The organism is Arthrobacter sp. BF1, assembly GCF_056680215.1.
The window spans coordinates 3,083,290-3,108,408 of record NZ_CM155271.1 but is presented as its reverse complement, the minus strand read 5'-3'; the positions used below and the strand labels follow the sequence as shown (position 1 = coordinate 3,108,408).

Annotated in this window: 29 protein-coding genes; 13 read left to right on the top strand and 16 right to left on the bottom strand. The window is 65.8% G+C overall.

The genetic code is table 11. The features are described from left to right. Positions 1 to 24: 24 nt before the first annotated feature. Positions 25 to 249, top strand: coding sequence for a DUF3188 domain-containing protein (locus tag AC1MCD_RS14575; protein WP_498672962.1), 225 nt, complete (start codon positions 25 to 27; stop codon positions 247 to 249). Between the two features lie 9 nt (positions 250 to 258). On the opposite strand, the gene AC1MCD_RS14570 is transcribed toward AC1MCD_RS14575, so the two are convergent. Continuing rightward, positions 259 to 1,932 carry a SulP family inorganic anion transporter gene (locus AC1MCD_RS14570; protein WP_498672961.1) on the bottom strand — a complete coding sequence of 558 codons (1,674 nt, stop codon included), beginning with the start codon at positions 1,930 to 1,932 and terminating at the stop codon, positions 259 to 261. After that, positions 1,929 to 2,309 carry an ArsR/SmtB family transcription factor gene (locus AC1MCD_RS14565; protein ID WP_498672960.1) on the bottom strand — a complete coding sequence of 127 codons (381 nt, stop codon included), beginning with the start codon at positions 2,307 to 2,309 and terminating at the stop codon, positions 1,929 to 1,931. Before AC1MCD_RS14565 ends, AC1MCD_RS14570 begins: the two co-directional genes overlap by 4 nt. Positions 2,310 to 2,421: 112 nt before the next feature. On the opposite strand from AC1MCD_RS14565, the gene AC1MCD_RS14560 reads away from it, so the two are divergent. The 3 genes from AC1MCD_RS14560 to AC1MCD_RS14550 are packed head-to-tail and all read left to right on the top strand — an operon-like array spanning position 2,422 to position 4,406. Then, the gene (locus tag AC1MCD_RS14560; protein ID WP_498672958.1) at positions 2,422 to 2,889 is read left to right on the top strand and encodes an FAS1-like dehydratase domain-containing protein; all 468 of its coding nucleotides are present in this window, start codon (positions 2,422 to 2,424) and stop codon (positions 2,887 to 2,889) included. A gap of 2 nt (positions 2,890 to 2,891) precedes the next feature. Further along, the gene (locus tag AC1MCD_RS14555; RefSeq protein WP_498672956.1) at positions 2,892 to 3,329 is read left to right on the top strand and encodes a MaoC family dehydratase; all 438 of its coding nucleotides are present in this window, start codon (positions 2,892 to 2,894) and stop codon (positions 3,327 to 3,329) included. Between the two features lie 9 nt (positions 3,330 to 3,338). Next, positions 3,339 to 4,406, top strand: coding sequence for a UDP-N-acetylmuramate dehydrogenase (locus AC1MCD_RS14550; protein ID WP_498672954.1), 1,068 nt, complete (start codon positions 3,339 to 3,341; stop codon positions 4,404 to 4,406). Positions 4,407 to 4,408: 2 nt separating this feature from the next. Here AC1MCD_RS14550 and AC1MCD_RS14545 read toward each other — a convergent pair whose 3' ends face one another. After that, complete coding sequence (locus AC1MCD_RS14545) at positions 4,409 to 4,927, bottom strand: hypothetical protein (protein ID WP_498672953.1); 519 nt, start codon at positions 4,925 to 4,927, stop codon at positions 4,409 to 4,411. A 37-nt stretch (positions 4,928 to 4,964) separates the two neighbouring features. Here AC1MCD_RS14545 and AC1MCD_RS14540 point away from each other — a divergent pair, with 37 nt between their 5' ends. From AC1MCD_RS14540 to AC1MCD_RS14530, 3 genes are all read left to right on the top strand, one after another. Continuing rightward, complete coding sequence (locus tag AC1MCD_RS14540; protein ID WP_498672951.1) at positions 4,965 to 6,065, top strand: winged helix DNA-binding domain-containing protein; 1,101 nt, start codon at positions 4,965 to 4,967, stop codon at positions 6,063 to 6,065. Positions 6,066 to 6,285: 220 nt separating this feature from the next. Continuing rightward, the gene (locus tag AC1MCD_RS14535) at positions 6,286 to 6,447 is read left to right on the top strand and encodes a type IV toxin-antitoxin system AbiEi family antitoxin domain-containing protein (protein WP_498672949.1); all 162 of its coding nucleotides are present in this window, start codon (positions 6,286 to 6,288) and stop codon (positions 6,445 to 6,447) included. Positions 6,448 to 6,644: 197 nt separating this feature from the next. Further along, the gene (locus AC1MCD_RS14530; RefSeq protein WP_498672947.1) at positions 6,645 to 7,262 is read left to right on the top strand and encodes a putative endonuclease domain-containing protein; all 618 of its coding nucleotides are present in this window, start codon (positions 6,645 to 6,647) and stop codon (positions 7,260 to 7,262) included. An 86-nt stretch (positions 7,263 to 7,348) separates the two neighbouring features. On the opposite strand, the gene asd is transcribed toward AC1MCD_RS14530, so the two are convergent. The 13 genes from asd to AC1MCD_RS14465 form a co-directional block, all read right to left on the bottom strand. After that, on the bottom strand, positions 7,349 to 8,479 hold the full coding sequence (gene asd / locus AC1MCD_RS14525; protein ID WP_498672945.1) for an aspartate-semialdehyde dehydrogenase: 1,131 nt from the start codon (positions 8,477 to 8,479) through the stop codon (positions 7,349 to 7,351). Positions 8,480 to 8,591: 112 nt separating this feature from the next. Further along, complete coding sequence (locus tag AC1MCD_RS14520) at positions 8,592 to 9,005, bottom strand: hypothetical protein (protein ID WP_498672943.1); 414 nt, start codon at positions 9,003 to 9,005, stop codon at positions 8,592 to 8,594. Then, a complete protein-coding gene (locus tag AC1MCD_RS14515; RefSeq protein ID WP_498672941.1) occupies positions 8,995 to 9,321 on the bottom strand; it encodes a hypothetical protein in 327 nt (108 codons plus the stop codon). The genes AC1MCD_RS14520 and AC1MCD_RS14515 overlap by 11 nt, the downstream gene beginning before the upstream one ends. 359 nt (positions 9,322 to 9,680) lie before the next feature. Continuing rightward, entirely contained in the window at positions 9,681 to 9,899 is a 219-nt protein-coding gene (locus AC1MCD_RS14510) for an NF038396 family protein (RefSeq protein WP_498672939.1), read from the bottom strand. Between the two features lies 1 nt (position 9,900). Continuing rightward, entirely contained in the window at positions 9,901 to 10,485 is a 585-nt protein-coding gene (locus tag AC1MCD_RS14505; protein WP_498672938.1) for a dihydrofolate reductase, read from the bottom strand. After that, positions 10,482 to 11,285: a thymidylate synthase gene (locus AC1MCD_RS14500; protein WP_190987355.1), complete on the bottom strand. Its 804-nt coding sequence runs from the start codon at positions 11,283 to 11,285 to the stop codon at positions 10,482 to 10,484. Before AC1MCD_RS14500 ends, AC1MCD_RS14505 begins: the two co-directional genes overlap by 4 nt. A gap of 25 nt (positions 11,286 to 11,310) precedes the next feature. After that, a complete protein-coding gene (locus tag AC1MCD_RS14495) occupies positions 11,311 to 11,709 on the bottom strand; it encodes a DUF1648 domain-containing protein (RefSeq protein ID WP_498672935.1) in 399 nt (132 codons plus the stop codon). A 106-nt stretch (positions 11,710 to 11,815) separates the two neighbouring features. Continuing rightward, the gene (locus AC1MCD_RS14490) at positions 11,816 to 12,205 is read right to left on the bottom strand and encodes a GntR family transcriptional regulator (protein WP_498672933.1); all 390 of its coding nucleotides are present in this window, start codon (positions 12,203 to 12,205) and stop codon (positions 11,816 to 11,818) included. Next, positions 12,202 to 13,896 carry a flagellar basal body rod protein FlgC gene (locus AC1MCD_RS14485; RefSeq protein ID WP_498672931.1) on the bottom strand — a complete coding sequence of 565 codons (1,695 nt, stop codon included), beginning with the start codon at positions 13,894 to 13,896 and terminating at the stop codon, positions 12,202 to 12,204. The genes AC1MCD_RS14490 and AC1MCD_RS14485 overlap by 4 nt, the downstream gene beginning before the upstream one ends. An 83-nt stretch (positions 13,897 to 13,979) precedes the next feature. After that, on the bottom strand, positions 13,980 to 14,948 hold the full coding sequence (locus AC1MCD_RS14480; RefSeq protein WP_498672929.1) for an NUDIX hydrolase: 969 nt from the start codon (positions 14,946 to 14,948) through the stop codon (positions 13,980 to 13,982). Between the two features lie 8 nt (positions 14,949 to 14,956). Then, positions 14,957 to 17,206 carry an RNA degradosome polyphosphate kinase gene (locus tag AC1MCD_RS14475; protein ID WP_498672927.1) on the bottom strand — a complete coding sequence of 750 codons (2,250 nt, stop codon included), beginning with the start codon at positions 17,204 to 17,206 and terminating at the stop codon, positions 14,957 to 14,959. Between the two features lie 150 nt (positions 17,207 to 17,356). After that, complete coding sequence (gene mshD / locus AC1MCD_RS14470) at positions 17,357 to 18,328, bottom strand: mycothiol synthase (protein ID WP_498672925.1); 972 nt, start codon at positions 18,326 to 18,328, stop codon at positions 17,357 to 17,359. A gap of 231 nt (positions 18,329 to 18,559) precedes the next feature. Continuing rightward, complete coding sequence (locus tag AC1MCD_RS14465; protein WP_498672923.1) at positions 18,560 to 19,258, bottom strand: winged helix-turn-helix transcriptional regulator; 699 nt, start codon at positions 19,256 to 19,258, stop codon at positions 18,560 to 18,562. A gap of 379 nt (positions 19,259 to 19,637) precedes the next feature. On the opposite strand from AC1MCD_RS14465, the gene AC1MCD_RS14460 reads away from it, so the two are divergent. The 6 genes from AC1MCD_RS14460 (at position 19,638) to AC1MCD_RS14435 (ending at position 25,099) form a co-directional block, all read left to right on the top strand. Beyond that, positions 19,638 to 20,372 (top strand): permease, encoded by a 735-nt coding sequence (locus AC1MCD_RS14460; protein ID WP_498678360.1) that lies wholly within the window; start codon positions 19,638 to 19,640, stop codon positions 20,370 to 20,372. Between the two features lie 167 nt (positions 20,373 to 20,539). Beyond that, positions 20,540 to 21,178: a nitrobindin family protein gene (locus tag AC1MCD_RS14455; RefSeq protein WP_498672921.1), complete on the top strand. Its 639-nt coding sequence runs from the start codon at positions 20,540 to 20,542 to the stop codon at positions 21,176 to 21,178. A 91-nt stretch (positions 21,179 to 21,269) separates the two neighbouring features. Continuing rightward, the gene (locus tag AC1MCD_RS14450; RefSeq protein WP_498672920.1) at positions 21,270 to 21,992 is read left to right on the top strand and encodes a flavodoxin family protein; all 723 of its coding nucleotides are present in this window, start codon (positions 21,270 to 21,272) and stop codon (positions 21,990 to 21,992) included. 42 nt (positions 21,993 to 22,034) lie between these two features. Continuing rightward, positions 22,035 to 23,117 carry a CAF17-like 4Fe-4S cluster assembly/insertion protein YgfZ gene (gene ygfZ / locus AC1MCD_RS14445; RefSeq protein WP_498672919.1) on the top strand — a complete coding sequence of 361 codons (1,083 nt, stop codon included), beginning with the start codon at positions 22,035 to 22,037 and terminating at the stop codon, positions 23,115 to 23,117. Further along, positions 23,117 to 23,572: an ankyrin repeat domain-containing protein gene (locus AC1MCD_RS14440; protein ID WP_498672916.1), complete on the top strand. Its 456-nt coding sequence runs from the start codon at positions 23,117 to 23,119 to the stop codon at positions 23,570 to 23,572. Before ygfZ ends, AC1MCD_RS14440 begins: the two co-directional genes overlap by 1 nt. Positions 23,573 to 23,575: 3 nt before the next feature. Beyond that, positions 23,576 to 25,099, top strand: a complete 1,524-nt coding sequence (locus AC1MCD_RS14435) for a DHA2 family efflux MFS transporter permease subunit (RefSeq protein WP_498672914.1) — start codon at positions 23,576 to 23,578, stop codon at positions 25,097 to 25,099. Positions 25,100 to 25,119 lie beyond the last annotated feature (20 nt).

Here is a 25,119-nt window from a genome sequence, read left to right as displayed (position 1 = left end):
GAACTGGACGGCTAGAATTGGACGGTGCTGAACGAATTCTGGAACACCGCGCCCACCGCCTACAAGGTCACCGTCTTCTGCGCCATGGGGCTGATCGGCGTGGGAATCATCCTGAACCTGATCGGCAACTCGTCCGGAAACCAGGGCCTGGCCACAGCGTCGCTGCCGGTCATCGGGCTGGGCCTGGTCCTGCACATCGTCGGCATTGTGGTCCGGGGCCAGGCCATCCGCAAGAACCTTAAGCGGTAGCGAGAGAGCTCACGCGGTAGCTGCGGCTTCGTTCCGGCGCACATGGCTGCGGGCGTGCTCCACGGCGGCCGGCAGGTCCTCGAACAGGTGCTTGTGGTGGCGCAGCGAACGGATCACCCCTACGTTGGTCACCAGGGCAAGATGATCCGGCCGGACTCCCTTCAGAAGCACCGTGATGCCCCGCAGCTCCAGGGCGGAGATGACCTCCACGAGTGCGTGCGCGCCCGTGGCGTCAAGCATCCGTAACTGCGAGAGCCGGATGATGGCCACCTGGACGTCCCTGACCTGGCTGATCTCCTGGAGGATGCGTTCCGCAGCGCCGAAGAACATTGCGCCGTCCAGCCGGAAGACGGCAATATGTTCATCCCCTTCAGCCGACGGCCCGGCAATTTTCTCACGCTGCACACTGCTCAGCGACGCGAATTTCCGCAGCGTGAATAGTGCCGCCGCAGCCAGCCCGATCTGGATCGCCACAATCAGGTCAAACGCCACGGTGATGATTGCCGTGAGGACGAAGACCGCGGCATCTGAGCGCGTTGAGCGCAGGATCGCGGCCACCGTGCGCCGTGACACCATCCGCGCCGCGGTGACCATCAGCACGCCGCCGAGGGCCGCGAGCGGAATGGTGCCCACCAGCCCGGCCGCCAGATAGACAATGCCCAGCAGTACCACGGCATGCACTGCGGCGGACAAGCGGGTTTTCGCGCCGGAGCGCACATTCACGGCGGTCCTGGCGATGGCTCCCGTGGCCGGCATTCCGCCGAACAAACCGGCGGCGATGGACGCGAGGCCTTGGCCCGTCAGTTCCCGGTCCGGGCTGTAGGGCCCGCTCGGGGTCCCGTCCCGGCCGACCATCCCGCCTGCAACGCGGGCCGACAGCAAGGATTCGATGGCAGCGAGAGCGGCGATGGCGACGGCGGGCATCGCCAGGGCGCCAATGGACGCCGGATCCATGGCTGGCAGGGAGGGGGAGGGCAGGGAATGCGGCAGCGCGCCGATCCGGGGCACGTCCAGCCGCAGAAGTTCGGCAGCCGCCGTCGCAAGTAACACCGCGAGCAGGCTCGCCGGCACTGCCCGGAAATACTTCTGGACCAGGACCATCACGACGGCGACCCCCGCCACGAGCGCGAGAGTCAGCAGGACTGTGGGTGCCGCGGCCCCGGACGCCGCCTCGATGGCCGCGAGCAGCGTGTTGTGGCCGGGGGTCCCGGCCGTGCCGGTGGCCAGGGGCACCTGCTGGAGGAAGATGATGGCGGCGATTCCCAGGGTGAAGCCCTCCACCACCGGCCAGGGAATGAAGGCCACCGCCTTCCCCAGGCCGCTGATGCCGAGAACGCAAACCATCAGTCCGGCCATCAAAGACACCAGGGCCACGCTGCCTGTCCCGTGCACTGCCACCACCGGCGCAAGGACCACCACCATGGCCCCGGTGGGTCCCGAAACCTGGACGTGGGAGCCGCCCATAACGGCGGCAACGAGTCCGGCCACGATCGCCGTGATGAGTCCCGCCTCGGCGCCCACCCCGGAGCTGACCCCGAACGCCAGTGCCAGCGGCAACGCCACGATGCCCACCGTGATCCCGGCGAATACGTCTGTCCGCCATGACTGCCGGAGGCCGGCATAATCCGCGCGGGATGGCAGGAAGCGTGTAAGCCCGGTTGAACTCCGGCGCAGGTCGGTCACGATGCTGACCCTGCGGACAGGTGCCCGGCCGGCAGTTGCTGCGCCAGCCGGAGCTGTTCGTTGGAGTCGGCAAGGCTGTCCAGCAAGAACGTGCGTGCGATGGCCAGCAGTTGCGAGATACCCGGGTGCGCCAGCCGGTAGGTCACCGCATTGGCGCTCCGCACCGACGTCACCACCTTATGCCTGCGCAGCGTGGCCAGATGCTGGGAGAGATGCGACGCCTCCAGCCCGGTTTCGGCAAGGAGATAGCTGACGGCTGCGGTGTTTTCCGGGGCCGCAGCGAGGAGCTCCAGTATCCGGATCCTGGCGGGGTGTGCCAGCGCTTTGAACAGATTGGCCTTGATCTCGTACAGCGGAGCCTGGGCGGCAGACAACATAGGAAGCGCTCCTCCGTGAACCTTCAACAGGTCACTTGATGGAATGATGAATCCATCATATCAACACGACGCAAGACCCCTCGAGTGCTGCCCGGACGATAGGCTTGAGGCCATGACTATCAATCCGGACCTGCAGGGCCGCAGCTACCCTGCCGCAGAGGTGTACGACGTCGGCCGCGAGAAAATCCGCGAGTTCGCCCGCGCCGTCAAGGCAACCCACCCCGCCCACTTCGACGTCGAGGCCGCCAAGGCCCTGGGCCACACCGACCTGGTGGCGCCGCCCACGTTCGCCATCATCATCGCCCAGCGCGCCGACGCGCAGCTGATCGAGGACCCGGATGCCGGCATCGACTTCACCCGTGTGGTTCACGCAGACCAGCGCTTTATCCACCACCGCCCCATCTTCGCCGGTGACAGGCTCGTTGCCGAGCTGCACGTCGACGGCGTCCGCGCCATGGGAGGCGGTGCCATGATCACCACCCGCCAGGAGATTTTTGCCCTGACGGACGGCGGCACCGATTCACGTGAGGCCGTCGCCACCGCCACATCATCCATCCTCGTCCGCGGAGAGGGACAGTAACCATGAGCCCCAGCTTCCACGAACTTAACGCCGGCCAGGACATCGGCAGCCGCACCATCGAGGTCACCCGCACCGACCTCGTCAAGTACGCCGGTGCCTCCGGCGACTTCAACCCCATCCACTGGAACGAAGCCTTCGCCACTGGAGTGGAACTGCCCGGCGTCATCGCCCACGGCATGTTCACCATGGGTGCCGCTGTGCAGCTGGTGACCGACTGGGCAGGCGACCCCGCCGCCGTCGTCGATTTCCAGACCCGCTTCACCAAGCCGGTCCTGGTCGCCGACACCACCGGAACCCCGGAGCCCGGGGCCACCATCGAGGTCAGCGGCGCCATCGGAAAGCTCGACGCCGAGGCGGGCACCGCCCGTGTTGACCTCACGGTTGTTTCGGCCGGGCAGAAAGTGCTGATGAAGGCCCAGGCCGTCGTCAGGCTGTCCTAGGGTGCAGCTGTGAGCCAGACTATGCTTTCTGCACTGACCACGGCCGCCGTCGGGGGTCCCGCCGGCAAGTACGTTGAAGCCCGGAACGAGGCGGAGATCATCGACGCCGTCCGCGCAGCCGACGCCGCGGGGGAGCAGGTCCTGATCATCGGGGGCGGCTCCAACCTCCTGATTTCCGACGACGGGTTCCCCGGCACCGTGGTCAGGATCGCCTCGGAGGGGTTCACCGTCAGCGCGGAGGACTCGTGCGGCGGCGTGGCCGTGGTGGTGCAGGCGGGCCACAACTGGGATGCCCTCGTGGAACACGCTGTGCTGCATGCGTGGTCCGGAATCGAAGCCCTTTCCGGCATCCCCGGAGCTACCGGTGCCACGCCCGTCCAGAACGTCGGCGCCTACGGCTCGGACGTTTCGCAGACCATCGCCGCGGTCCGCACGTGGGACCGGCACCGGAACGCGGTCCAGACCTTCACCAACTCGGAGCTGAAGTTCGGCTACCGCGATTCCATCCTGAAGCAGACCACCGTGGACGGGTCGCCCCGCTACGTTGTGCTGACGGTCGAGTTCCAGCTGCCGCTTGGCCGGATGAGTGCGCCCATCCGCTACGCCGAGCTGGCCCGTTCCCTCGGTGTTGAACCCGGCAAACGTGCCTACTCCAACGATGTCCGGCGTGAGGTGCTTCGCCTCCGCGCTTCCAAAGGCATGGTGCTGGACCCAGCGGACCGGGACACGTATTCAACCGGCTCCTTTTTCACCAACCCAATTGTTCCCCTTGCGGTGGCGGCCACATTGCCCGAGTCGGCGCCGCAGTATCCGGCCGGCGTCGACGGGATGGTCAAGCTCTCCGCTGCCTGGCTGATTGACCAGGCCGGGTTCGGCAAGGGCTATGGGCTGGAACCGGACAGCGCCTCAGGCGGGCGGGCGTCGCTGTCCACCAAGCACACGCTGGCCATCACCAACCGCGGCTCAGCCAGCGCCAAGGACGTGCTGGCCATCGCGCGCGAGGTGCGGGACGGCGTCGTCGAACGCTTTGGCATTGAACTGCACCCCGAACCGTTGCTGATAGGGCTGACGCTTTAGGGTCAACCGGGCTGCGTGGCCAGGGCTGCGGGCGCGTCTGTGGCGTCGGTCAACCGGACGGCCGCCGCTGTCCCCAGGAGTGCTGCGGCCCAGCCGCTGAGCGCCAATAGCGGGCCCATGAACAGCCAGACCATGGCCACTGGAACCGCCGAATGCGTCGCGGCGGCGAGGATGCAGGCCATCAGACCCGCCGCCGCGGTGGCGAGGGAGAGGGCCCAGAGCAGCCGGCCGCTGAGTGGCGAGGCCTTCCAATCGCGGAGGAGGCGGACATCGCCGCCTGCCCGCAGGCCGGGAAACAGGACGGCGTAGCCGCCACCCAACGACAGGAATAGCGAGGGCAGCAGGAGCGCCATGCTTGCCTGGGCCTGGGCCTGGGCTCCGGCGTCCGGGAAATCGCCCGCCCCGAGTCCCAGGGTAGGGGCGAGTCCGATGGTCATGCCCGCCAGTACCGCGACGGTCCCTCCCACCATCCAGCCTTTTGTTTCACGCGCGAACAACTGCCACAAACTCCCCAAAGTCATGGTTCTACCCTAACCGGACGGCATCTAGGATGAGGGCATGGCAGCGAACCGGGTAAGCCGCAAGGTCATGGGCAGGCTCCGGCTGGCCTCGCAGGGTCTGTTCGGGCCTGCCCGGCCGGGTTCGGTGGCCGAGGCTGTCCGCTGGATGACAGCCACCCAGGCACAGGACCTGCAGGCGTCACTAATGGCCATCGGACTCCGGGTTCCCGGGGCAGGGCTAACGGATGTCCGGGCCGCCCTGGAGCATGGCAGCGTGGTCCGCTCCTGGCCGATGCGTGGCACGCTGCACCTCGTGGCCCCTGAGGATCTGCGGTGGATGCTGGACCTCACAGCGGAACGGCTTCACCGCGTGGTCGCCGGCCGGCACCGGGAACTGGACATCACCTGGGCGGACATCGAAAAGTGCCGCGACGTAGCCTTGGAGCGCGTGGCCCGCGGCGGATCCGTCAGCCGCAACGAACTTTTCGCCATGTTTGATGCCGCCGGGCAGCCCACCACCGGCCAGCGGGGGATCCACATCCTGGGGTCGCTGTGCCGGCATGCGTGTCTGGTCCAAGGGCCTCTGGCCGGGAATCAGCAGTTGCTGGTGGCGTTCGACGAATGGATACCGGTTTCGCGGACCCTCGGTCGCCAGGAAGCCATCGCCGAGTTCATGCTGCGCTATTTCCGCAGCCACGGGCCTGCCACTGTCCGGGATTTTGCCTGGTGGACACAGCTTCCCCTACCCGAAGTGCGGGCTGCGCTGGAGCACGTCAGCGGGCAGTTGGTGGAACTCGAGTTCGGCGGGGCCACCTACTGGATGTCGCCGGAAACAGAGGCGCTGCTCGACGGCGGGGTGCCGGGCCAGCGGTCCTTGCTCCTGCTGCCCGGCTTCGACGAGTTCCTGCTGGGCTACCAGGACAGGAGCCTTGTCCTGGCGCCGGAGCATGCCAACAAGATTGTCCCCGGCGGCAACGGTGTGTTCAAAAAGACCATCGTGGCCGCGGGAGAAGTGGTTGGCACCTGGGCTCGGGCGGGCACCAGCAGGAGCGCCGCCGTCGTGCCCGAACTCTTCGATGACACCCAGCTCCCCGGTGCCGGCGCCCAGGCGGCATTCAAGAAGGCCGCCGGACAGTACCTCAGCTTCCTGGACCGCTGAGCCGGCCCAGCTACGCCGTGAACGGTCCGGCCGTGCAGGAACGGCCATGCCCCGCACGAACGGCCCGGCCCCGCTTGAGCGGTGCTGGCCAGCAACGCTTCTGCGGGCCAGGGCCGCTGAAGCCGCCCAGATGCGGAATCGCGAGTATGCCGCCGCGGGGTTGTCCACATAGCTTTGCCAGAACCTGCCCTTGCCGTGGCTTTTCCGAGAGCCTTGGAACGTGAATAGCGATAAGTTGTTCGTGCTCCTAGACGCACGGTGGCCGGCGTTCCCCGTGGCCTCCACCCAACAACTGGGCGCGGCCGGACTGGAAGAACGCGTGCTGACGGCGGCCGTCCGCAGTGGAATCCTGCTGAGGCTTCGCCGCGTGCCTATGTCCTGAGCACCGACTGGAAAGCCGCCGAGCCCTGGACACGGGACGACCTGGTGATCCAGGCCCATTTCCTGTCCACCGGCGGCGTGGCCAGGTACAGCCATGTCAGCGCGGCCAGATTACACAGCTGTCACGTTTGGGACGCAGGGCCATTGGTCCATGTCACCACGGACTACGCCAACTCAAGCAGGAGCTCAGGCGGGGACGTGCGCACCCATCGCATGGAGCTGCAGCCCGCGGACCTTTCGACGCTGTGGGGCCCGGACGGCAGGGAGATTCTGACCACCAGCATTGAACGCACAGTCCTGGATTGTGCCCGGATCCTTCCGCTGGAACAGGCCGCGGTGATCGGCGACCACGCACTGCGTAAGGGAGCCGACGTCCAACGTATGCGCCGTCTGTTGGAAGAGAGCCCGATCAAGCGCGGTAGCCGCCGGGCACTGGACCTTCTGGCTGTCCTCGATGGTCGGTCAGAATCGGTGGGGGAGACCCGGATGCGGCTGTTGCTCCGGTCTTTCGGGCTGACCATGTTCATTCCACAATTTGAGATCCCGACCGCGAGGGGCCGCTTCAGAGCGGACTTCGCGGATCCAGAGTCGCGAGTGGTGATCGAGTTTGATGGTAGGGGGAAGTACAGCGACTTCAAACCGACTGACGAGGTGCTGCTCGCCGAACGAAGCCGCGAGAATGCGCTGATCGAAGAAGGCTGGCTGGTACTCCGCGTTGACTGGCAGCATCTGGCGCAGCCCGCAGAACTACGCCGGCGCCTAGGGGCCACAATTGACCGGTCCCGGATTCTGCGCAGCCAAGTCCTTGCTGGTTAACCGCGAAAGCGGCCCCGACCCGCTTGAGCGGTGCTGGGCAGCACAGCTAATGCGGGTCAGGGCCGCTCTCCGGAGGCGGCTGGGGGCTACAGGTTCCCGGTGGCGATGTTCAGCATGCGGCGCAGCGGCTCGGCCGCACCCCAGAGGAGCTGGTCGCCCACGGTGAACGCGCTGATGTACTCCGGGCCCATCTCCATCTTCCGGATACGGCCCACCGGGATCTCCAACGTGCCGGACGCGGCCACGGGAGTCAGGCCGGCCATGGAGTCTTCCTTGGTGTTGGGGATGACCTTGGCCCACTCGTTGTCCTCGGCCAAGAGCTTTTCGATCTCGGCCACGGACAGGTCCTCGCGGAGCTTGAGCGTCAGCGCCTGCGAATGGGAGCGCATGGCGCCGATGCGGATGCACAGGCCGTCCATGATGATCCGGTTTTCCTCCGAGGTGCCCAGGATCTTGTTGGTCTCAACCCCGGCCTTCCACTCTTCCCGGGACTGTCCGTTGCCCAAGTCCGCGTCGATCCAGGGGATCAGGGAGCCGGCCAGCGGCACGCCGAACTGGGTGGCGTCGATGTCAGTGCGCTGGTGGGCCAGGACCTTGCGGTCGATTTCGAGGATGGCCGACGCCGGGTCGTCCAGTTCCGAGCTGACCTCGGCGTTGAGCGTGCCGAACTGGCTGAGCAGCTCGCGCATGTGCCGGGCGCCGCCGCCGGAGGCCGCTTGGTAGGTCATGGAGGTGCCCCACTCGACGAGGCCGTTCTTGAACAGCCCGCCCAGGCCCATCAGCATGCAGGACACGGTGCAGTTGCCGCCGATGAAGTCCTTGGTGCCGTTGACCAGGCCCTTGTCGATGACGTCGCGGTTGATCGGGTCCAGCACGATGATCGAGTCGTCGTTCATGCGCAGGGTGGACGCGGCGTCGATCCAGAGGCCGTCCCAGCCGCGGCCGCGCAGCTCGGTGTGGACGCGCTTGGTGTAGTCGCCGCCCTGGGCGGTGACAATAATGGGCAGCTTCGCCAGAGTTTCGACGTCGAACGCGTCCTCGAGCTTGCCGGCACCGTCGGCGAACGACGGGGCGGCACCGCCTGCGTTGGACGTGGAGAAGAACACCGGGTTGAGGTTGGCGAAGTCGCCTTCGTCCTGCATACGCTGCATCAGGACGGAGCCGACCATGCCGCGCCATCCGACCAGGCCGACGGAGGGGGTAGCTGCTGTAGTCATTCGTACAGTTTAGACTTCGTAACCGGCACTGCGCAGTCGGTTACGTCACGGCCAAAGCGCACGACTGGCATGCGGCCCAGCGTCAGCCGAACCAGTGTGCAGCTAGCCGCTCCTACGGCGCTTGTCCGCGGCCGGGCCTGGGGACCCCGCGCTGTTGGCGGAGTTTGGTGGCCCGGTACTCGGCCCTGGCGAGTCCGAAGCTATACGCGGCGAAGAGTCCCGCGAGGACCATGAGAAACAAGGCACCCCAGTAGGGGCCCTCGCCGTGCGTCACAGGTATCAGGAGAATTACCCACGAAAACAGGAACATCAGCAGACTAAAGGCACAGAGGATTCCCATGCCCCACCAAGTGCTGACCTGTGCATGGCCCCGTCCCGGTGAGAACCCGATCTCATCGTCCGCGTAGCTGTGAAGCTCACCCGTTGTGGTCACCCGGAGCACCCGTTTGTCGTCCCGAACGAGGGCTTCCTTGTGCGCTGCGACGACGGCATCATTGCGCCGCTCGCGCTCCCGGTCATAGACCACGGTCGGCTCCGGCCGGGAAGGCGCGCGTGCTGTCGGGAAAATTCTCCAGGGTGACGGGGATTCCGGCGGGGTTCTCCTCGAACCAACGGCGTGCCTGGTCGTCGCTCAGGGCGAAGCGGGGCTTGGGCAATCCCTTCAGCTTGCGCTGCCTGGAAGCCCGCAGTTCGGGGCGAAGATTCATGATGCCCAGTAGCCAGCCTCCGGTGAACAGGGCGGTTGCCAGCAGCCCAAAAATGATCACAATCAGATTGAGGCTGGTCACCGCAATAATCAAAAACAGGGGCGCACCAAAGGCGGGTATGGTCATGAGGATCATTACGATCCAGAGGCCAGTGGTGGTGTGCGCGGAGTAGTAAACCAGGCCGCCCGAGGCCGTCGTCCTTCCGGACGCCGTATTCCTCATCCGTGTAGGCGACGATCTCCCCGTTCTCAGCCAGCCGGTGAATCACCCGCTCTTCCGTTGCCTGGTACGGCACGTAGCCGGGTTCCTGGGGCATGCCTTTGTTGCGCCTGGCCGTGGGGGCTCCTGTTCGCTTCAACGGCTGCTCTCATCCCGCGCCGTCGATCGGCGCGTGGAGTAGTCCGAGCAGCTGTCCCTGACGCTGCCTGGTCCAGCTTAGTGTTAGCCCGGGACACGCACGATGGGGCGTCCTCCCCATGCTCGGAGGGACCGGGCTATTTCCGGTTGGACTCCTCCAGCACGGCAGCCTTCCGCGCCCGCAGCGCAAAGAAGGCGCCAAACGCAAAGACCTGCGTCACTATCACCAGCACCAGGGCGCCGGCGATCTTGTTGCCGCCCAGGATCATGGTCAGGCCAACAATCGCGGACAGCAGCGCCAGCAACGGCAGGAGCATGTAGCCCAGCACGAACAGTGTTTCCGGTTTTTTCAACATCTCAGCCCTGCGTCCTAACCCATTTGGTAAACCTGTAGCGCGTCCCGTTCGCTGCCGTCAGCCACCCGTCCGGGGGGACAGCGGCGGCGGCCTCCCACGTCTCGTCGAGCTCGGGAGCATACGTGTCGCCGTCGGCCTCCACATCGATGGTGGTGACCACCGCAACGTTGGCGAGTTCGGTGGACTGGCGGAACACTTCGCCGCCGCCCAGGATCCAGACCGTCTCGCCGCCGTCGACGAACTGCGACTCCAGGAGCGCATCATCCAAGGAAGGAACCACGACGGCGCCCTCCGCCTCCGGTGATTCGCCCCAGTTTTTCTGCCGGGTGATCACAATGTTCGTGCGGCCAGGCAGCGGACGGTACTTGTCCGGGAAGGACAGCCACGTCTTGCGGCCCATGATCACCGGGTGCCCGGTAGTGAGTCGGGTGAAGTGCTTCATGTCTTCAGGCAGGTCCCACGGCATGTCGCCGTCCTTGCCGATCACGCCGCCGGAGGTTTGCGCCCACACCAAGCCGACGCCGGTGACGGTACCGGCCAGCTCCTCGGTGAAGGATTTCGGGTCTGCAGTGTTCTCGGTGCTCATACGGCGATCGGTGCCTTAATCGTGGGGTGGTGTTGGTAACCCACCACGTCGAAGTCGTCCAGCGTGTAGTCGAAGATCGACGCCGGCTTCCGGGTGATCTTCAGCTGCGGGTACTCATACGGCTCCCGGTCCAGCTGCTTGAGGACCTGGTCCATGTGGTTCTCGTAAATGTGGACGTCCCCACCGGTCCAGACGAATTCGCCTGGCTCGAGCCCAACCTGCTGCGCGATCATGCAGGTCAACAGGGCGTAGGAGGCAATGTTGAAGGGTACGCCCAGGAACATGTCGGCCGAGCGCTGGTACAGCTGGCAGGACAGTTTGCCGTCCGCCACGTAGAACTGGAAGAACGCGTGGCACGGGGGCAGGGCCATGTCCTTGAGCTCGGAGACGTTCCAGGCGGAGACGATGTGCCGGCGCGAATCCGGGTTGGACTTCAGGTTCTCCACCAGCTCGGCGATCTGGTCAATGTGGCCGCCGTCGGGGGTGGGCCAGCTGCGCCACTGGACGCCGTAAACGGGACCGAGTTCGCCTTCGGCGTCGGCCCATTCGTTCCAGATGGTCACACCCTGGTCCTGCATCCATTTCACGTTGGATTCGCCCCGCAGGAACCACAGGAGTTCAACCGCCACGGACTTGAAATGCACCCGCTTGGTGGTGATCAGCGGGAAGCTCTTCGCCAGGTCGAAGCGGATCTGGCGGCCGAAAACACTGGTGGTTCCGGTGCCCGTACGGTCGGATTTGTGCGTGCCATGGGCCAGGACATCGCGCAGAAGGTCTTCATAAGGCGTCGGGATGCTCACGGCTAAAGTCTACCGGGGCCCGGGCCTACTGCCGTGGAGGATCGTTCGTCGCCGCAACAGTGGACGCGGCGCGGACGCAGAGGACGGTGGTGTACACCATGATCGCCAGCATCGGGACCCAGATAACGGCGGGCCCGGTCAGGCCCAGCCAGCCCTGGAGGCTCAGCCAGCTGATCAGCAACGCCAGCGCCGGTGTTATTGCGGCCAGGACATGGCGGCCGGCTTTCGTCTTCGCTTTCGCGAGGGCCGGGTCCTGCCCGCCAGTCTGCACCGATGGGGACCGCGCGAACCGGTGCAGCAGCCACAGGACCGCTATGGTCCCGGTACCAATCAGCAGCGGCGAAAAGACGGCCAGCACCGACTTCGCGGCGAACTCATCGGCTTCTCCGGCGCCGTTCCAGTGCACGGGAACAGGATCCGGCATCCCGGAATAAAGGGCTATGCCGATTCCAGCCGTGGCCAATAACAGGAGGAGGGACGGGATGAACCACTCGCGTCGCCCTTGGTTGTGCGCACTTTCCTGCAACAGGTCAGCCCTTTCTCAACTTGCCGCGGACCAGGTCCAGCAGCAGTTCGTCGCTAATTCTTGCGTCGCGCCCGGCATTGATCAAAAGGTCGACGGCGGCGGTCACCGCTTCCGGAACGGAACCGCCTGCGCTGGCCGGCCTGCCCGGCGTCGGCTGCGCAACGACGGTGCCGTTCCGCCGTCGTGATTCAATCAGGCCAGCCGCCTCCAGTTCCTTGTACGCCCGCGCCACCGTTCCGGCGGCGATGCCCAGGTCCGCGGCCAGGCTGCGGACGGTGGGCAGCCGGCTTCCGGTTTGGAGTGTTCCGGTGGCTATCAGTGCGCTGATCTGTGAGCGGATCTGCTCGTAGGGCGGAATCGCTGAGCGCAGGTCCACGGAGATGCCGGCGTTCACTGCGCCCCTGCACGCACGGCCGTCGCCGCGGCGGCCGGAGTCCGGGCAAATCCCTTGACCGGAATGACGGCGATCACCACGCCGGCGGCGGCAAGCATCGCACCGGCCACCACTGCCGGCTGCCATGGGACGTCCCAGGTGGCGGGCTGCATGCCCAGGAGGGGCGGCCACGCCATGCTTTCCGTCATCAGCAGCACGCCGACCTGCGCTGTGCAGTAGGCGGCCAAAGTCCGCACCACCCGATGGACCGTGATCGCCCGCAGCGCGGCGTCCAAACCAGGGATATCAGTGGAGATGCTGCCACGGGTCCTGGCCGCAGCAACCGGCAGGACAGCGATGAGTCCGACGGCCACCGTTGCCGCCGCCGCGATCATCCAGGCGGAAGGACCAACGGCCGCGCTGCCCGGGCCAGAGACGCCGGCCTCGCCCAGCTTCCCCTCACCCGCGGCGGTGAGGACCGTGACCGCGGTGAGGAGCATAACGGCGACGATGGCCGTGGCGAGCAGGGCGGGGCTCACCACCTGCCGCGGCCAGGTCTTCGGCATTCCGGGGGACACATAGTTGCGTTGGAGCAGCAGCTCGCCGGCCGCGGGCACCAGGAGGACTGCCACTGCGATCAGGGCAACAAGCACCACCGGGTGCCCCGGAAATGCCGAACCGGGCATCAGAAAGCCCGGCACAAAGAGTCCCAGCGCCGCGACCGCCACCGGGGCGAGCCCCATGGCTGCGCCCAGGGAAACAGTCAGGCGCGTGGCGGGGTTCGCGCCCGCCGGTGATTCCGTGGTCGGCCCTGTGCGGCCGGCGGACCGGGCACTGGCAAGCTTCGGTGGCGCCCACGCCCACATCGCCAACAGAACCACCAGCCCCGCGATTCCGGCCGTATTGGTCCAGCCGGACGCGCTGCTGGCGGGGTCGGGCCGGGCCGCGAAGTTTCCAGCCACCGCGCCGAGCCCGGCCGCCATCGTGGCCACCGTCCTCAGCAGCCTGTTCATGGCAATCGTCCGCAGGACATCATTGCCGGCCGCGTCCAAGGCCTCCAGCTGCCGTCGGCGGCTGATGAGCTTCAGGACCAGGACGGTTCCGAGTGCAAGGACCAGCCACGCTGCGCCCAGACAGGCGGCAAGAACCCATCCCTGGATCCGGCCGTCCCCGCCGACAGTGCGGAAGCCGTCCGGGCCTTCCTGGATACTGCCATAAGGGACAGCGTCATAGGAGGGGAGGCCAGCCACATAACCAATCTGCAGCGCCGCACCCGCGAAGATTGCGGCCACTGTCCAGGCGAGACCACGGGGGAGGAAGTCACGGACGCGACGGACTTCCATGACGGCCGAACGGCGTGGCCCTTGGGGCCCGGGATAGCTCAGCTGCCCCACGGCATGGACCGCGAGGCAGCCGAGAACAGGCCACGCGAGCGCGCCCAGGATGCTCGTTGGAGTCATGAGGGCGGGCAGGCTGTTGCCGACCGGAAGAATACCGGCCTGTCCCGCAGCCTGCAGGGAGCTCGCCAGCCATCCGATTACGCCGATCCACAAGGCATGCTGGGACACGGTCAGGGCAGTGGTCCCGCCGCCCGGCGCCCTGATCACCCAGCGCAGCACCAGATACAGGCCGGCCGCCAGCAGGAAGGGCCACAGCAGCACCATGGGCGGCACATTGTTGACCGCAGTTCCGAAGCCATCGACGACCGGCATATCATCCCCTAGGATTTCCGCATCAATGTACTAAGTATTTGATACAAACTTCTGGGGGTCAACAGGCTGTGCGCCGGGCCGGGTCAGTCGTCGAAAGGCTTGAACTGTTCCACTGCCACGATGCGGTTCTTGTTGCCCAAGGCGATGTGGCACACCACGAGTTCCCCGGGGGAAAGGTACGGGTCCGAGTCCGGCAGGAGCGCCCGCAAGCGGCCTGGCATGTTCTTGCCCAGCTGGGCAAGGACTGTAGGGAGCGCCGGCCGGTGCGTGCAGACGGCCACGGGCTGCTGCTTGTCCAGGAGGGACTCAATGACGGCACCCGTTTTCTTGGGGGTGCGGGCGTGCCGGTGTTCCGTCAGCGCATCGATAAGTTTGACCTTGGCCCCCGACGCCTTCAAATAGGGCGCCACCGTGGACACGCAGCGCCGCCAGGGACTCGTGACCACACGCGGTGGCTGCCAGGCCTGCAGCAGTCTGCCGACGGCCTGCGCCTGCCGGATGCCGGTGGCCGCCAGGGGCCGCTCACCCTCCGCCTTGGTCCAGGACGAGCGGGGTTTGGCCTTTGCGTGACGAACCACAATGAGCGGCCACGTGTCCAGCTGGTCGTTTTTGTGGGCGGCCCGCAAATGGTCCAGAGGGACGACGTCGGACGGGTTGGTCAGCAGGCTGGCGGCGGTTTGGGGGGCGCACCAGACCACCCGGTCCACTTCCTTGCCGTCCGGAACGAGCTTGGCCCCGTTGACTTTGACCGCCCAGTAATGGACCACCTTGAGACCGGAGGCCACGTGGTAATGGATGGGCGGCAAGGGAATGCCCAGGGGCGCTGAGAGTCCGATCTCCTCGCGCACCTCACGTGCGGCGCACTCGGGGATCGTCTCGCCGGCGTCGATTTTGCCTTTGGGCCACGACCAGTCGTCGTACTGGGGCCGGTGGATCAGGAGGACCTCAAGGCCGTTCGAGTTGACCCGCCAGGGAATGGCCCCGGCAGCAACCACCGCGACCGCTTCGCCGGGATGGTCTGTCTGGTCTGCTACGAGGATGTCGCTCGACAACGCCGGCCCTATCGCCGGCTCAGGCTGCGCTGGCGGTCACGTGATGCCAACAGCCACGACTGGATGTCATCAAGGGGCGTGCCGTCGTCGGAAATGTGGTGACGGTTCCACAGGCCCTCGTTGTCCAGGTGCCAGCTTGCCGTCTCCGGGTCCATGTACCGGCGCAGCAGGTCAAGGACATACGTGATGTCGTCCGGGTTGGTCAGCTGGACCAGGGCCTCGACCCTGCGGTCCAGGTTGCGGTGCATCATATCGGCCGAGCCGATGTAGACCACGGGGTCAGCGCCGTTGGCGAAGGCGAATACCCGGGAGTGCTCGAGGAAGCGGCCCAGCACGGAACGAACCGTAATGTTCTCGCTGAGGCCGGGGACCCCCGGACGCAGCGAGCAGATGCCGCGCACAATGACGTCCACCTTCACACCTGCCTGGGAGGCGCGGTAGAGGGAATCAATGATGGCCTCATCCACCATCGAGTTGACCTTGATCTGCACCCTTGCGGCCAGCCCGGCACGGGCGTTGCGGATTTCGGTCTCGATCCGGTCAATCAGCCCGGAGCGGACAGAGCGGGGAGCCACAAGCAGGCGCTTGAACGTGGATTTGGGCGCGTAGCCGGAAAGCTGGTTGAACAGCTTGGACAGATCCTCGCCCACCTGCTCGTTGGCGGTCAGCAGGCCAAGATCCTCGTAGTAGCGGGCGGTGCGGGGGTGATAGTTGCCGGTACCGATGTGGCAGTAGCGGCGTAGCCCGTCCACTTCCTGCCGGACCACGAGCGACAACTTGCAGTGCGTTTTCAATCCCACAATGCCGTACACCACGTGGACGCCGGCCTGCTCCAGCTTGCGGGCCCACGAAATGTTGGCCTGCTCATCGAAGCGGGCCTTGATCTCCACCAGCGCCAGCACCTGCTTGCCTGACTCGGCCGCGTCGATGAGGGCGTCAACAATGGGGGAGTCTCCCGAAGTCCGGTACAGGGTCTGCTTGATCGCCTGGACCTTGGGGTCTGCTGCGGCCTGTTCCAGGAAGGCCTGCACGGAGGTGGAGAAGGAGTCATAGGGGTGGTGTAGCAGGATGTCGCGGCGGCGCATGGCCGAAAAGACGTTGGCGGCCTTGGATGTCTCGGACTCGTTGAGGAACCGGGACGTGTGGGGCATGTGCTTCGGATAATGGAGGTCTGCACGGTCGATGCCGGCAATGACGGACAGCCCGCGGAGGTCAAGCGGCGCAGGAAGCGAATAGACCTCGGACTCTTCCACTCCGAGTTCGCGGATCAGCAGAGCGCGGATGTTCGGGTTGATGTCGTTGCTGACCTCGAGGCGGACGGGCGGCCCGAAACGGCGGCGCAGCAGTTCCTTTTCGAGCGCCTGCAGCAGATTTTCGGCGTCGTCCTCTTCGACTTCCAGATCCTCATTGCGGGTAACGCGGAAGATATGGTGCTCGAGGACTTCCATGCCGGCGAAAAGCTTGTCCAGGTGGACGGCGATGACCTCTTCGAGCGCGATGAAGCGCGCCACGCGCCCTGCAATGGCACCGGCGCGGGGACCGTCGATGGAAATCAGGCGGGGAAGCTGGTCCGGAACCTTGAGGCGGGCGAAGAGTTCCTTGTCGCTGACGGGGTTGCGCACCACCACGGCGAGGTTCAGCGACAGTCCCGAGATGTAGGGGAAGGGATGCGCCGGGTCGACGGCAAGCGGTGTCAGGATGGGGAACACCTTTTCGGCGAACATCGCGCTGAGGTGCTGCTTGGCGGCGTCGTCCAGTTCGTCCCAGTGCATCAGGTGGATGTGCTCGTAGGCCAGTGCTGGCCGGATTTGTTCGGCGTAAACCTGGGCATGGCGCTGCTGGAGGCGGTGGGCCTCGTCGCCGATCTTTTCGAGGACCTCCACCGGGCTGAGGCCGGCGGGGGAGGGCACCGCGAGGCCGGTGGCGATACGCCGCTTGAGGCCGGCCACCCGGACCATGAAGAATTCGTCCAGGTTGGACGCGAAGATGGAGAGGAAGGCGACCCGCTCCAACAGGTGGAGGTTCGGGTCCTCGGCCAACTCCAGGACCCGGGAGTTGAAGGCAAGCCAGCTCAGCTCGCGGTCCAGGAAACGGTCGGGCCGGATGTCGCCTTCCGGGACGAGGTTGGGCGCAAACTCAGGAATGTCGATCCGGTCCTGCGTGGCGCGCGAGGCCGGTACTTCCGATGAGCCGAAGCGGGCCCGCGCGGGTGCTGAAGCGCCCTTGGACGTGGCTGTTCCCGCGGATTCCGGTTTCATGGTGTCTCCTCTTACCTGGCGCTTGATGCTGGCCCACGGCCGGCGCGGTTCTCTACCAACCTTACAATCAAACGGGGTCCGCGGACCCTGTAGTTAGTGGCCGGCGGGGGCCTTTCGTCCGGCGAGTGGGATAACTCACCCGAGGGGAACCTAAGCGCTGGTCACAGGCCCGTACTGGACGTCCATGTCCCAGCGCGTGAAACCCAGGCCGCGGTAAAGGGCGACGGCGGGTGCGTTGTCCGCGTCCGTGTACAGCATGACGGCGTGCAGCCCCAAGCCCTGCAGGTACCTGATCCCGGCAACCGTGAGCGCTTTGCCCAGACCCATGCCCTGCGCGGCCGGGGTGACTCCCACCGCGTACACTTCACCGATCGCCGGGTGTGCGCCGTGCCGTGGGTGGACCTTGGTCCAGTGGAAACCCAGCAGTTGGCCCTCAGCGCCCACGGCCAGCAGGAAGCCGGCGGGATCAAACCAGTCCTCGGCCATCCGGGCATCCAGGTCCGCACGGGTCAGCGAACCCTGTTCCGGGTGATGGGCGAAGGCAGCGCGGTTCGCTGCGAGCCAGCCGTCCTCATCCCGGCCCGGAACGAAGGCGCGGAGCGTAACGCCGGTCGGAAGGCCGGCGTCGGGCAGTTCAGCGGTGGCAGTGGTCAGCCTCATCTTCCAGAGTTCCCGCACCGGGCCATAGCCATAACGGGCGGCAAGGTCCGCTGCCGCCTCGTGGTTGCCGTGCGACCACGCCTTCAGGCCGTCCAGGCCCCGCTCGGATTTCAACACACCTACCAGGCGGTCGGCCACGCCCTGGTTGCGGTAGCTGGGGTGGACTGCAATCTCCAGCACGCCGTTGCCGTCGGCTTCCTCTACCACCACCGCGAACCCGGCCAAATCCTGGCCGGAGGAAGGGTCAGAGTCCTCGTCCGGGGCGTAAAGGGCAAGAGACAGGAGCGAGTGCTCGGCGGAATCCCCGGCGCGCAGTGTCACCACTGTCTGCTCGGAAAGCGAAGGGTTGCCGTCGGACTCCTCGGCGGCGGCCAGGAGCCCCAGGCAATCCTTCAGCAATTGCTCGTCCAAACCGCCGTGGACAACGAGGACGGGCCATTTTTCCGGGTGTGCAGGACTCATGAAGCTAGGCTATACGTCCGGACCGCAACGTGCCCCGATTTGATGGCGCCCCGGCGGTTACGTATAGTCGATACCTCACCCGGCAGGAGACTGGCGGGAGCGAGGGGGATCCACCAGTGGGGTGGCCTCGATACGTTCGACCCGTATGTCCTCCACGAACAGGCACAAAACAGCAGCCCCGGACCACGTCAAGTGGTCCGGGGCTGTTGCGTTTATTCTGGAAGCCGGCTCTCAGGCTTCCGTCAGCTCGTCCTCCTGCTGCCGCACCAGGGTAAGGCGGTAGCCGACGTTGCGGACGGTGCTGATCAGGTTTTCGTGGTCCGCGCCGAGTTTGGCCCGGAGGCGGCGGACATGGACATCAACGGTCCGGGTGCCGCCGTAGTAGTCATACCCCCACACCTCGGTAAGCAGCTGCTGGCGGGTGAACACGCGGCCGGGGTGCTGGGCCAGGTACTTGAGGAGTTCGAACTCCTTGAAAGTCAGGTTCAGCGGGGCGCCGTTGACGCGGGCCGTGTAGCTGGCTTCGTCGATGACCACCCCGGCTGCCCGAATCTCCGTGGGAGCGTCGTCCTTTTCGGGTACAGCCCTCGCCACCGAGAGCCTGATCCGCGCTTCCACTTCGGCCGGACCGGCGGAGTCGAGCACAATATCGTCCACAGCCCAGGCCGAAGAAACGGCAGCCATGCCGCCTTCGGTCAGGATCAGGACAAGCGGGGCGCTCAGGCCGGTGGCCTTCAGTAACTGGGTCAGTGAACGGGCGCCCACCAGGTCCTTGCGGGCATCCAGAAGCACGATGTCGCAGGGATCAGTCTCCAGCAGGGCGGTGGGCTCGGCGGCGAGGATGTGCACGCGATGATTCAGTAATTCGAGGGCAGGCAGAATGTCCACCGATGACCCGGTGCTGTTCGTCAAGAGCAGGATGTGCGACATTGTTCCTCCAAGGGGCGTCCGCGCATCTTCGGGCGACTGAACCGGTTTCTCACCGGCTGGAACCAGCTCTCTGCCCTGATCTGGGCCGGCCAAAGATCTGTCCGGCCGGCAACCGTTGCAGGAAGCGTAGCTGAACTTTGAGTATACCGAACGGCGTTCCCGCGAACAGGGATTCCGCCTCCACGGACCTTCGTTTTGCGACATATCCGAGTCATATAAGGCAGGATTGAGCCGTGGGGCAGAATGCCCTCCCGCGGAGGGCAAGGCCGCCGGGTTATAGCCAGAATGGGAATGCATCGAATTGAGTGCAGTGTCGAAGCGGCGGACCGGAAGGGCTGGGATCAGCGTGAGCGGGGAAGAGCAGGCCCCGGCGCGGTCGCTGGGCTCCTGGGTCATTGGCCTGATAGGCGTGGCGGGGCTCGTAGCCATCATTGTTGGCGTGTACGTCTCGCCGGAGTCACTCGTCGGCGTCGCCAGTGCCATTGCTGTGGCGGTGGGCATCGGCTGGCCCCATTTCCTCCGCATTCCGGCGAAGAAGACGCTCGCCACTGTCATTGCCTTGCCTGGCGTGGGTTCTGCAATCGCCGCCGGCCTGGTGCCGGCACCGGGTTTCCTGGACTGGACACCCGCCTTCATGGCGCTGGGGATGATGGCCGTTTTTGTGGTGCAGCTCATTCGCGGCACCGGCCAGGCCCAGCGGCTGGAATCCACGCTGGGTTGCTGCGCCGGGGTGCTCCTCTCCTGTCTGGGCGCCGGATGGATAGCCGGTGCCCGGTTTAACGGGGTCCGGGAAATGATGCTGGTGGCAGCCGTCAGTGCTGCCGTGGCTCTGTGCGCCGGGCTGATCCGCTGGCCGGACAGGGTGGTTGCTCCGCTGGGCATCGTCCTGGCGGGTCTCGCGGGACCGCTCGCAGGGCTGGTCTTCTCCGACCTTGCTGTGTTGCCCGCGGCGATCTTCGGCGTGGTGGTGGGCGCGGTCCTGGTCAGCTTTCGCCGGCTTGTCACACTCCGCGGGGCTCCGCTGAATCTCGCCGCGGCCCTTAGCATGGGTCTGGCACCTGTGTCCGCTGTGGGTTCCCTTGCTTACTTCATAGACAAACTACTCATCTACTAACGGTTAGGATGGCATCATGTCCGTACTTGCATTTGAAATCTTCTTCCTTGTCCTGCTCGGCGTCGCCAGCCTTTCCATGGCCTGGTTTGCCGGCTTTGTGGTTTACCGCCTGTTCAAAGGCCAGAAGTAACCCGTCCCGCAGCTAGCGATTTCCTGAGGTAATTGTTGTGCCGATAGAGATTCCTACAGACCTGACACCGGAACTTGTACCGCTTTCCTGGCTCATTGGTGAGTGGGAGGGCAGCGGCCGGCTCGGCACCGGGGATGAGGATTCGGAACATTTCGTCCAGCACGTTTCCTTCACACACAATGGCCTGCCGTACCTGCAGTACCGTGCGGAGAGCTGGTTGACGGACGACGACGGAACGCGCCTTCGGCCGCTTACGGTTGAGACCGGTTTCTGGGCGCTTGAGCGCAAACAGCTGGATGCCGACGGCGGTCCGGGCCTGATTCCGGCCGACATTGTGCCGGCGCTCAAGAGCGCAGACGAGGTCGAAGCCCTGCGCAACAAGGACGGCGGCTTCGACATCTCCGTGTCCATCTCGCACCCCGGCGGCATCTCCGAGCTTTATTACGGGCAGATCAAGGGCCCCCAGATCCAGCTCACCACCGATATGGTGATGCGCGGAAGCCATTCGAAGGATTACAGCGCAGCCACGCGCATCTTCGGCCTGGTGGACGGGAACCTGCTCTGGCGCTGGGACGTCGCCACAGGCGGGAGCGCAGCCGGGGCGGCGGACGCGGCAGCAAAGCCCGGCAGCGGCCTTGAAGCGCACGCCTCCGCGTTCCTGAAGAAAGTCTCCTGACCCTGCTCCTGTTTCGCTGACCATCAGTAGACTTGGCTTCCACAGCCCAGTCCGCACGGGTCAGCCCGTGCCAGTGAACCAGGGGAGCATCATGGCGGCACCGCAGAACACCACCGGCTACAGCGACCTGAAGGCACTGTATTTCAACGGGACGCTGAAGAGGTCCCCGGAGACCAGCAACACGGAGGGCCTCATTGAGGTCAGCCGCCTGATCATGGAAAAGCAGGGCGTCAGCACGCGGGTGATCAGGACAGTGGATCATGACATCGCCAGCGGCGTGTATCCGGACATGACCGAGCACGGCTGGACAACCGATGAGTGGCCGGCACTGTATCCGGCTGTTGAAGAAGCGGACATCGTGGTGGTGGCCGGTCCCATCTGGCTTGGCGACAACTCGTCACAGACCAAGAAGCTTATTGAGCGGCTCTATGCCCACTCCGGTCAACTCAACAGCAAAGGCCAGTGGGCGTTCTACCCCAAGGTGGGCGGCTGCCTTATCACCGGCAACGAAGACGGCATCAAGCACTGCTCCATGAACGTCCTCTACAGCTTGCAGCACATCGGCTTCAGCATCCCGCCCCAGGCGGACGCCGGCTGGATCGGACCCGTGGGTCCCGGACCGAGCTACCTGGACGAGGGCTCCGGCGGCCCCGAGTCCGACTTCACGAACCGCAACACCACCTTCATGACTTGGAACCTGCTGCACCTTGCCCGGACGCTCAAGGACGCCGGCGGGATTCCCGCGTACGGCAACCTTCCCGAAGAATGGAAAGCCGGCACGCGCTTCGATTTCGAAAACCCTGAATACCGCTAACCCGGTTGGAATACCCACTGACCCAAGGACGTTGCCGCCAGTATGACTACCCCTAGCCCACTCCTGTCGCGCCCTGGCGCCGTCGAGGCAGCCGGCGCTGACGCCGGCGTCGCAGCCCACTACGGTGAGCCGCTGCGCGAGCAGCGCGCGCTCGCAGCCGGAACCGCCGTCGTCGACCTTTCCCACCGCGGCGTGGTGACCGTCAGCGGTCCGGACCGGCTGACGTGGCTGAACACTTTGTCCTCCCAGCAGGTCACCGGCCTGCAGCCGCGGGAATCCAGCGAGCTGCTCCTGCTGAGCGTCCAGGGCCGGATCGAGTTTGACGCCCGGGTAGTGGACGACGGCGGGACCACCTGGCTGATCGTCGAGGCCGCCGAGGCTGCCCCGCTGGCTGAGTGGCTGAACAAGATGAAGTTCATGCTCCGGGTGGAAATCAACGACGTCTCCGGTGACTGGGCAGTGCTCGGGTCCACCAAGGACATAGCGGACTGGTCCGGGCTGCTCGCCTGGCGTGATCCGTGGCCGCACGTGGGGGCCGGGGGTTACTCGTATTCCGTGGTTCCCGAGGACCGACACCCCGGCCTTGAACGGCCGTGGATCGAGTACATGGTGCCCGCCGCCGAACTGGAACAGACGGTGGGGGACCGCCCGCTGGCCGGGATGATGGCCGCCGAAGCCCTCCGCATCGCCGCCTGGCGCCCCCGCCTGGGCGCGGAAACCGACGACAAAACAATTCCGCACGAGCTGGACCTCCTCCGCACCGCCGTGCACCTGGCGAAGGGCTGCTACAAGGGCCAGGAGACCATCGCGCGGGTGCACAACCTCGGCCACCCGCCACGGCGGCTGGTCTTCCTGCAGCTCGACGGGTCCCAGCACACCATGCCTGCTCCGGGCAGCCAGGTCCTGCTCGGCGAGCGGAAAGTAGGCACAGTGACGTCGGTGGCGCAGCACTACGAAATGGGTCCGGTGGCCCTGGCTGTCATCAAGCGTTCCGTGGCGCCGGATGAAATACTGACAGTGCTGGACGGCGAGGAACCTTATACCGCCGCCCAGGAAGTGATTGTTGCCCCCGACGCTGGCCAGGTAGTCGGGCGCCAGACAGGATTCCTCAGGGGGACCCGCTGATGACCGAAGACTCCGCACCGGGAACAACGACGCCCAGCTCAACTACGCCCAGCGCCCAAGCGCCCGGCTCCCAAGCGCCTGACGAGGAAACCCTCGCATTGGCAGAGAAACTTTTCCAGGCCGCCCGGGATGGAGATACCGGGCTGCTGCGGGCGTACCTGGACGCCGGCGCCCCGGCTTCGATGACCAACGCCGCCGGGGACTCGCTCCTCATGCTGGCCGCCTACCATGGCCACGCCGAAACGGTGCAGTTGTTCCTCGAGAACGGGGCTGAGGCGGACAAAGCAAACGACCGCGGCCAGACGCCGCTGGCCGGCGCTGCCTTCAAGGGGTACACAGACGTTGCCAAAATCCTGTTGGAGGCCGGAGCTGATCCGGACGCCGGCACACCCTCAGCGCGCGCGGCAGCGCAGATGTTCGCCCGCACCGAAATCCTCGACCTTCTGGAAAGCTGACCTTTGGAAAATGTAGCAAGGCCGTGGCCCGCCCTCTGGTCCCTCGTGATCGGGTTCTTCATGATCCTGATCGACACCACCATCGTCTCCGTGGCCAATCCCCGGATCATGGAAGGCCTGAATGCGGACATCAATTCCGTCATCTGGGTGACCAGCGCGTACCTGCTGGCGTACGCCGTGCCGTTGCTCATCACGGGCAGGCTGGGCGACCGTTTCGGGCCGAAGAACCTTTACCTTTCAGGACTGGTGGTCTTCACCCTTGCTTCGCTGTGGTGCGGCCTGTCGGGTGACATCAGCACCCTCATCATGGCCCGGGTTCTGCAGGGCCTCGGTGCGGCCGTGATGACGCCGCAAACCATGGCAGTCATTACCCGGATCTTTCCGCCGGACCGGCGCGGCGCAGCCATGGGCATCTGGGGCGCCACGGCGGGTGTGGCCACTTTGGTGGGGCCCATCCTGGGCGGCGTCCTGGTGGACGGCCTGGGCTGGGAGTGGATCTTCTTCATCAACATACCGGTGGGTGTCGTCGGGTTCATCCTGGCGTGGCGGTTCGTGCCGTCCCTCAGCACCCACCCGCACAAATTCGACATCCCGGGCGTGCTGCTCAGCGCCGTCGGACTCTTTCTGCTGGTTTTCGGAATCCAGGAAGGGGAGACCTACAACTGGGGGACCATCACCGGCCCCATCACTGTCTGGGGCCTGATCATCAGCGGCATTGCCGTGTTGGTGGTCTTCGTGCTTTGGCAGCGGTTCAACAAAGGCGAACCCCTCCTGCCGCTGGGCCTTTTCCGTGACCGCAACTTCTCCCTGGCCAACATCGGCATCACCACGGTGGGGTTCGCCATCACGTCCTTCACCCTCCCGTTGATCTTCTACTATCAGGTGGTCCGGGGCCTGACTCCCACCCAGTCCGCACTGATGATGGTTCCCATGGCTGTGATTTCCGGCGGTCTCGCACCCGTTGTGGGCAAGATCATCGACCGCGTCAATCCGAAGTACATCACCGCTACGGGCCTGGTCCTGATGTCTGTGGCCCTCTTCTGGAACTCGTCACTCATGCATCCGGACACCCCCATCCTGATGTTCCTGCTGCCAAGCGCGGTACTAGGCTTCGCCAACGCCGGCATCTGGGCTCCTCTGAGCACAACAGCAACCCGCAACCTCCCGCCACGGCAGGCGGGCGCCGGCTCCGGGGTCTACAACACCACCCGGCAGATCGGTGCGGTCCTCGGCAGCGCCGCGATTGCCGTGCTGATTCAGGCGCGGCTCGCAGCCGAGCTTCCGCCTGCGCCCGGTGGCGCTGGCGGCGCAAGCCCCATGTCGTTCGGTGGAACCTTGCCTGAGGCTTTGCATGAAGGATTCTCGACGGCGATGGGCCAGTCAATCGTGCTTCCCGCGGCAGTGATCCTGCTGGGCGCGGCCGTGGCACTGTTCTTCGCCAAGCCCCAGGCCGTGAACGGCTGGAGCGGGCAGCCTGTGGCCCCCAAGGCAGAGGCGACGGCGGACGGCGGCCCCCGGGCGGACTAGCCCGGCCCGCGGTCCGGCCG

What these genes read in the sequence shown, in the direction of transcription:
- AC1MCD_RS14565 (WP_498672960.1), bottom strand. Translation starts at nt 2,309, where the DNA reads ATGTTGTCTGCCGCCCAGGCTCCGCTGTACGAGATCAAGGCCAATCTG.
- AC1MCD_RS14560 (WP_498672958.1), top strand. Translation starts at nt 2,422, where the DNA reads ATGACTATCAATCCGGACCTGCAGGGCCGCAGCTACCCTGCCGCAGAG.
- AC1MCD_RS14555 (WP_498672956.1), top strand. Translation starts at nt 2,892, where the DNA reads ATGAGCCCCAGCTTCCACGAACTTAACGCCGGCCAGGACATCGGCAGC.
- AC1MCD_RS14545 (WP_498672953.1), bottom strand. Translation starts at nt 4,927, where the DNA reads ATGACTTTGGGGAGTTTGTGGCAGTTGTTCGCGCGTGAAACAAAAGGC.
- AC1MCD_RS14540 (WP_498672951.1), top strand. Translation starts at nt 4,965, where the DNA reads ATGGCAGCGAACCGGGTAAGCCGCAAGGTCATGGGCAGGCTCCGGCTG.
- asd (WP_498672945.1), bottom strand. Translation starts at nt 8,479, where the DNA reads ATGACTACAGCAGCTACCCCCTCCGTCGGCCTGGTCGGATGGCGCGGC.
- AC1MCD_RS14515 (WP_498672941.1), bottom strand. Translation starts at nt 9,321, where the DNA reads ATGATCCTCATGACCATACCCGCCTTTGGTGCGCCCCTGTTTTTGATT.
- AC1MCD_RS14510 (WP_498672939.1), bottom strand. Translation starts at nt 9,899, where the DNA reads ATGTTGAAAAAACCGGAAACACTGTTCGTGCTGGGCTACATGCTCCTG.
- AC1MCD_RS14505 (WP_498672938.1), bottom strand. Translation starts at nt 10,485, where the DNA reads ATGAGCACCGAGAACACTGCAGACCCGAAATCCTTCACCGAGGAGCTG.
- AC1MCD_RS14495 (WP_498672935.1), bottom strand. Translation starts at nt 11,709, where the DNA reads ATGCCGGATCCTGTTCCCGTGCACTGGAACGGCGCCGGAGAAGCCGAT.
- AC1MCD_RS14485 (WP_498672931.1), bottom strand. Translation starts at nt 13,896, where the DNA reads ATGCCGGTCGTCGATGGCTTCGGAACTGCGGTCAACAATGTGCCGCCC.
- AC1MCD_RS14475 (WP_498672927.1), bottom strand. Translation starts at nt 17,206, where the DNA reads ATGAAACCGGAATCCGCGGGAACAGCCACGTCCAAGGGCGCTTCAGCA.
- mshD (WP_498672925.1), bottom strand. Translation starts at nt 18,328, where the DNA reads ATGAGTCCTGCACACCCGGAAAAATGGCCCGTCCTCGTTGTCCACGGC.
- AC1MCD_RS14465 (WP_498672923.1), bottom strand. Translation starts at nt 19,258, where the DNA reads ATGTCGCACATCCTGCTCTTGACGAACAGCACCGGGTCATCGGTGGAC.
- AC1MCD_RS14450 (WP_498672920.1), top strand. Translation starts at nt 21,270, where the DNA reads ATGGCGGCACCGCAGAACACCACCGGCTACAGCGACCTGAAGGCACTG.
- ygfZ (WP_498672919.1), top strand. Translation starts at nt 22,035, where the DNA reads ATGACTACCCCTAGCCCACTCCTGTCGCGCCCTGGCGCCGTCGAGGCA.
- AC1MCD_RS14440 (WP_498672916.1), top strand. Translation starts at nt 23,117, where the DNA reads ATGACCGAAGACTCCGCACCGGGAACAACGACGCCCAGCTCAACTACG.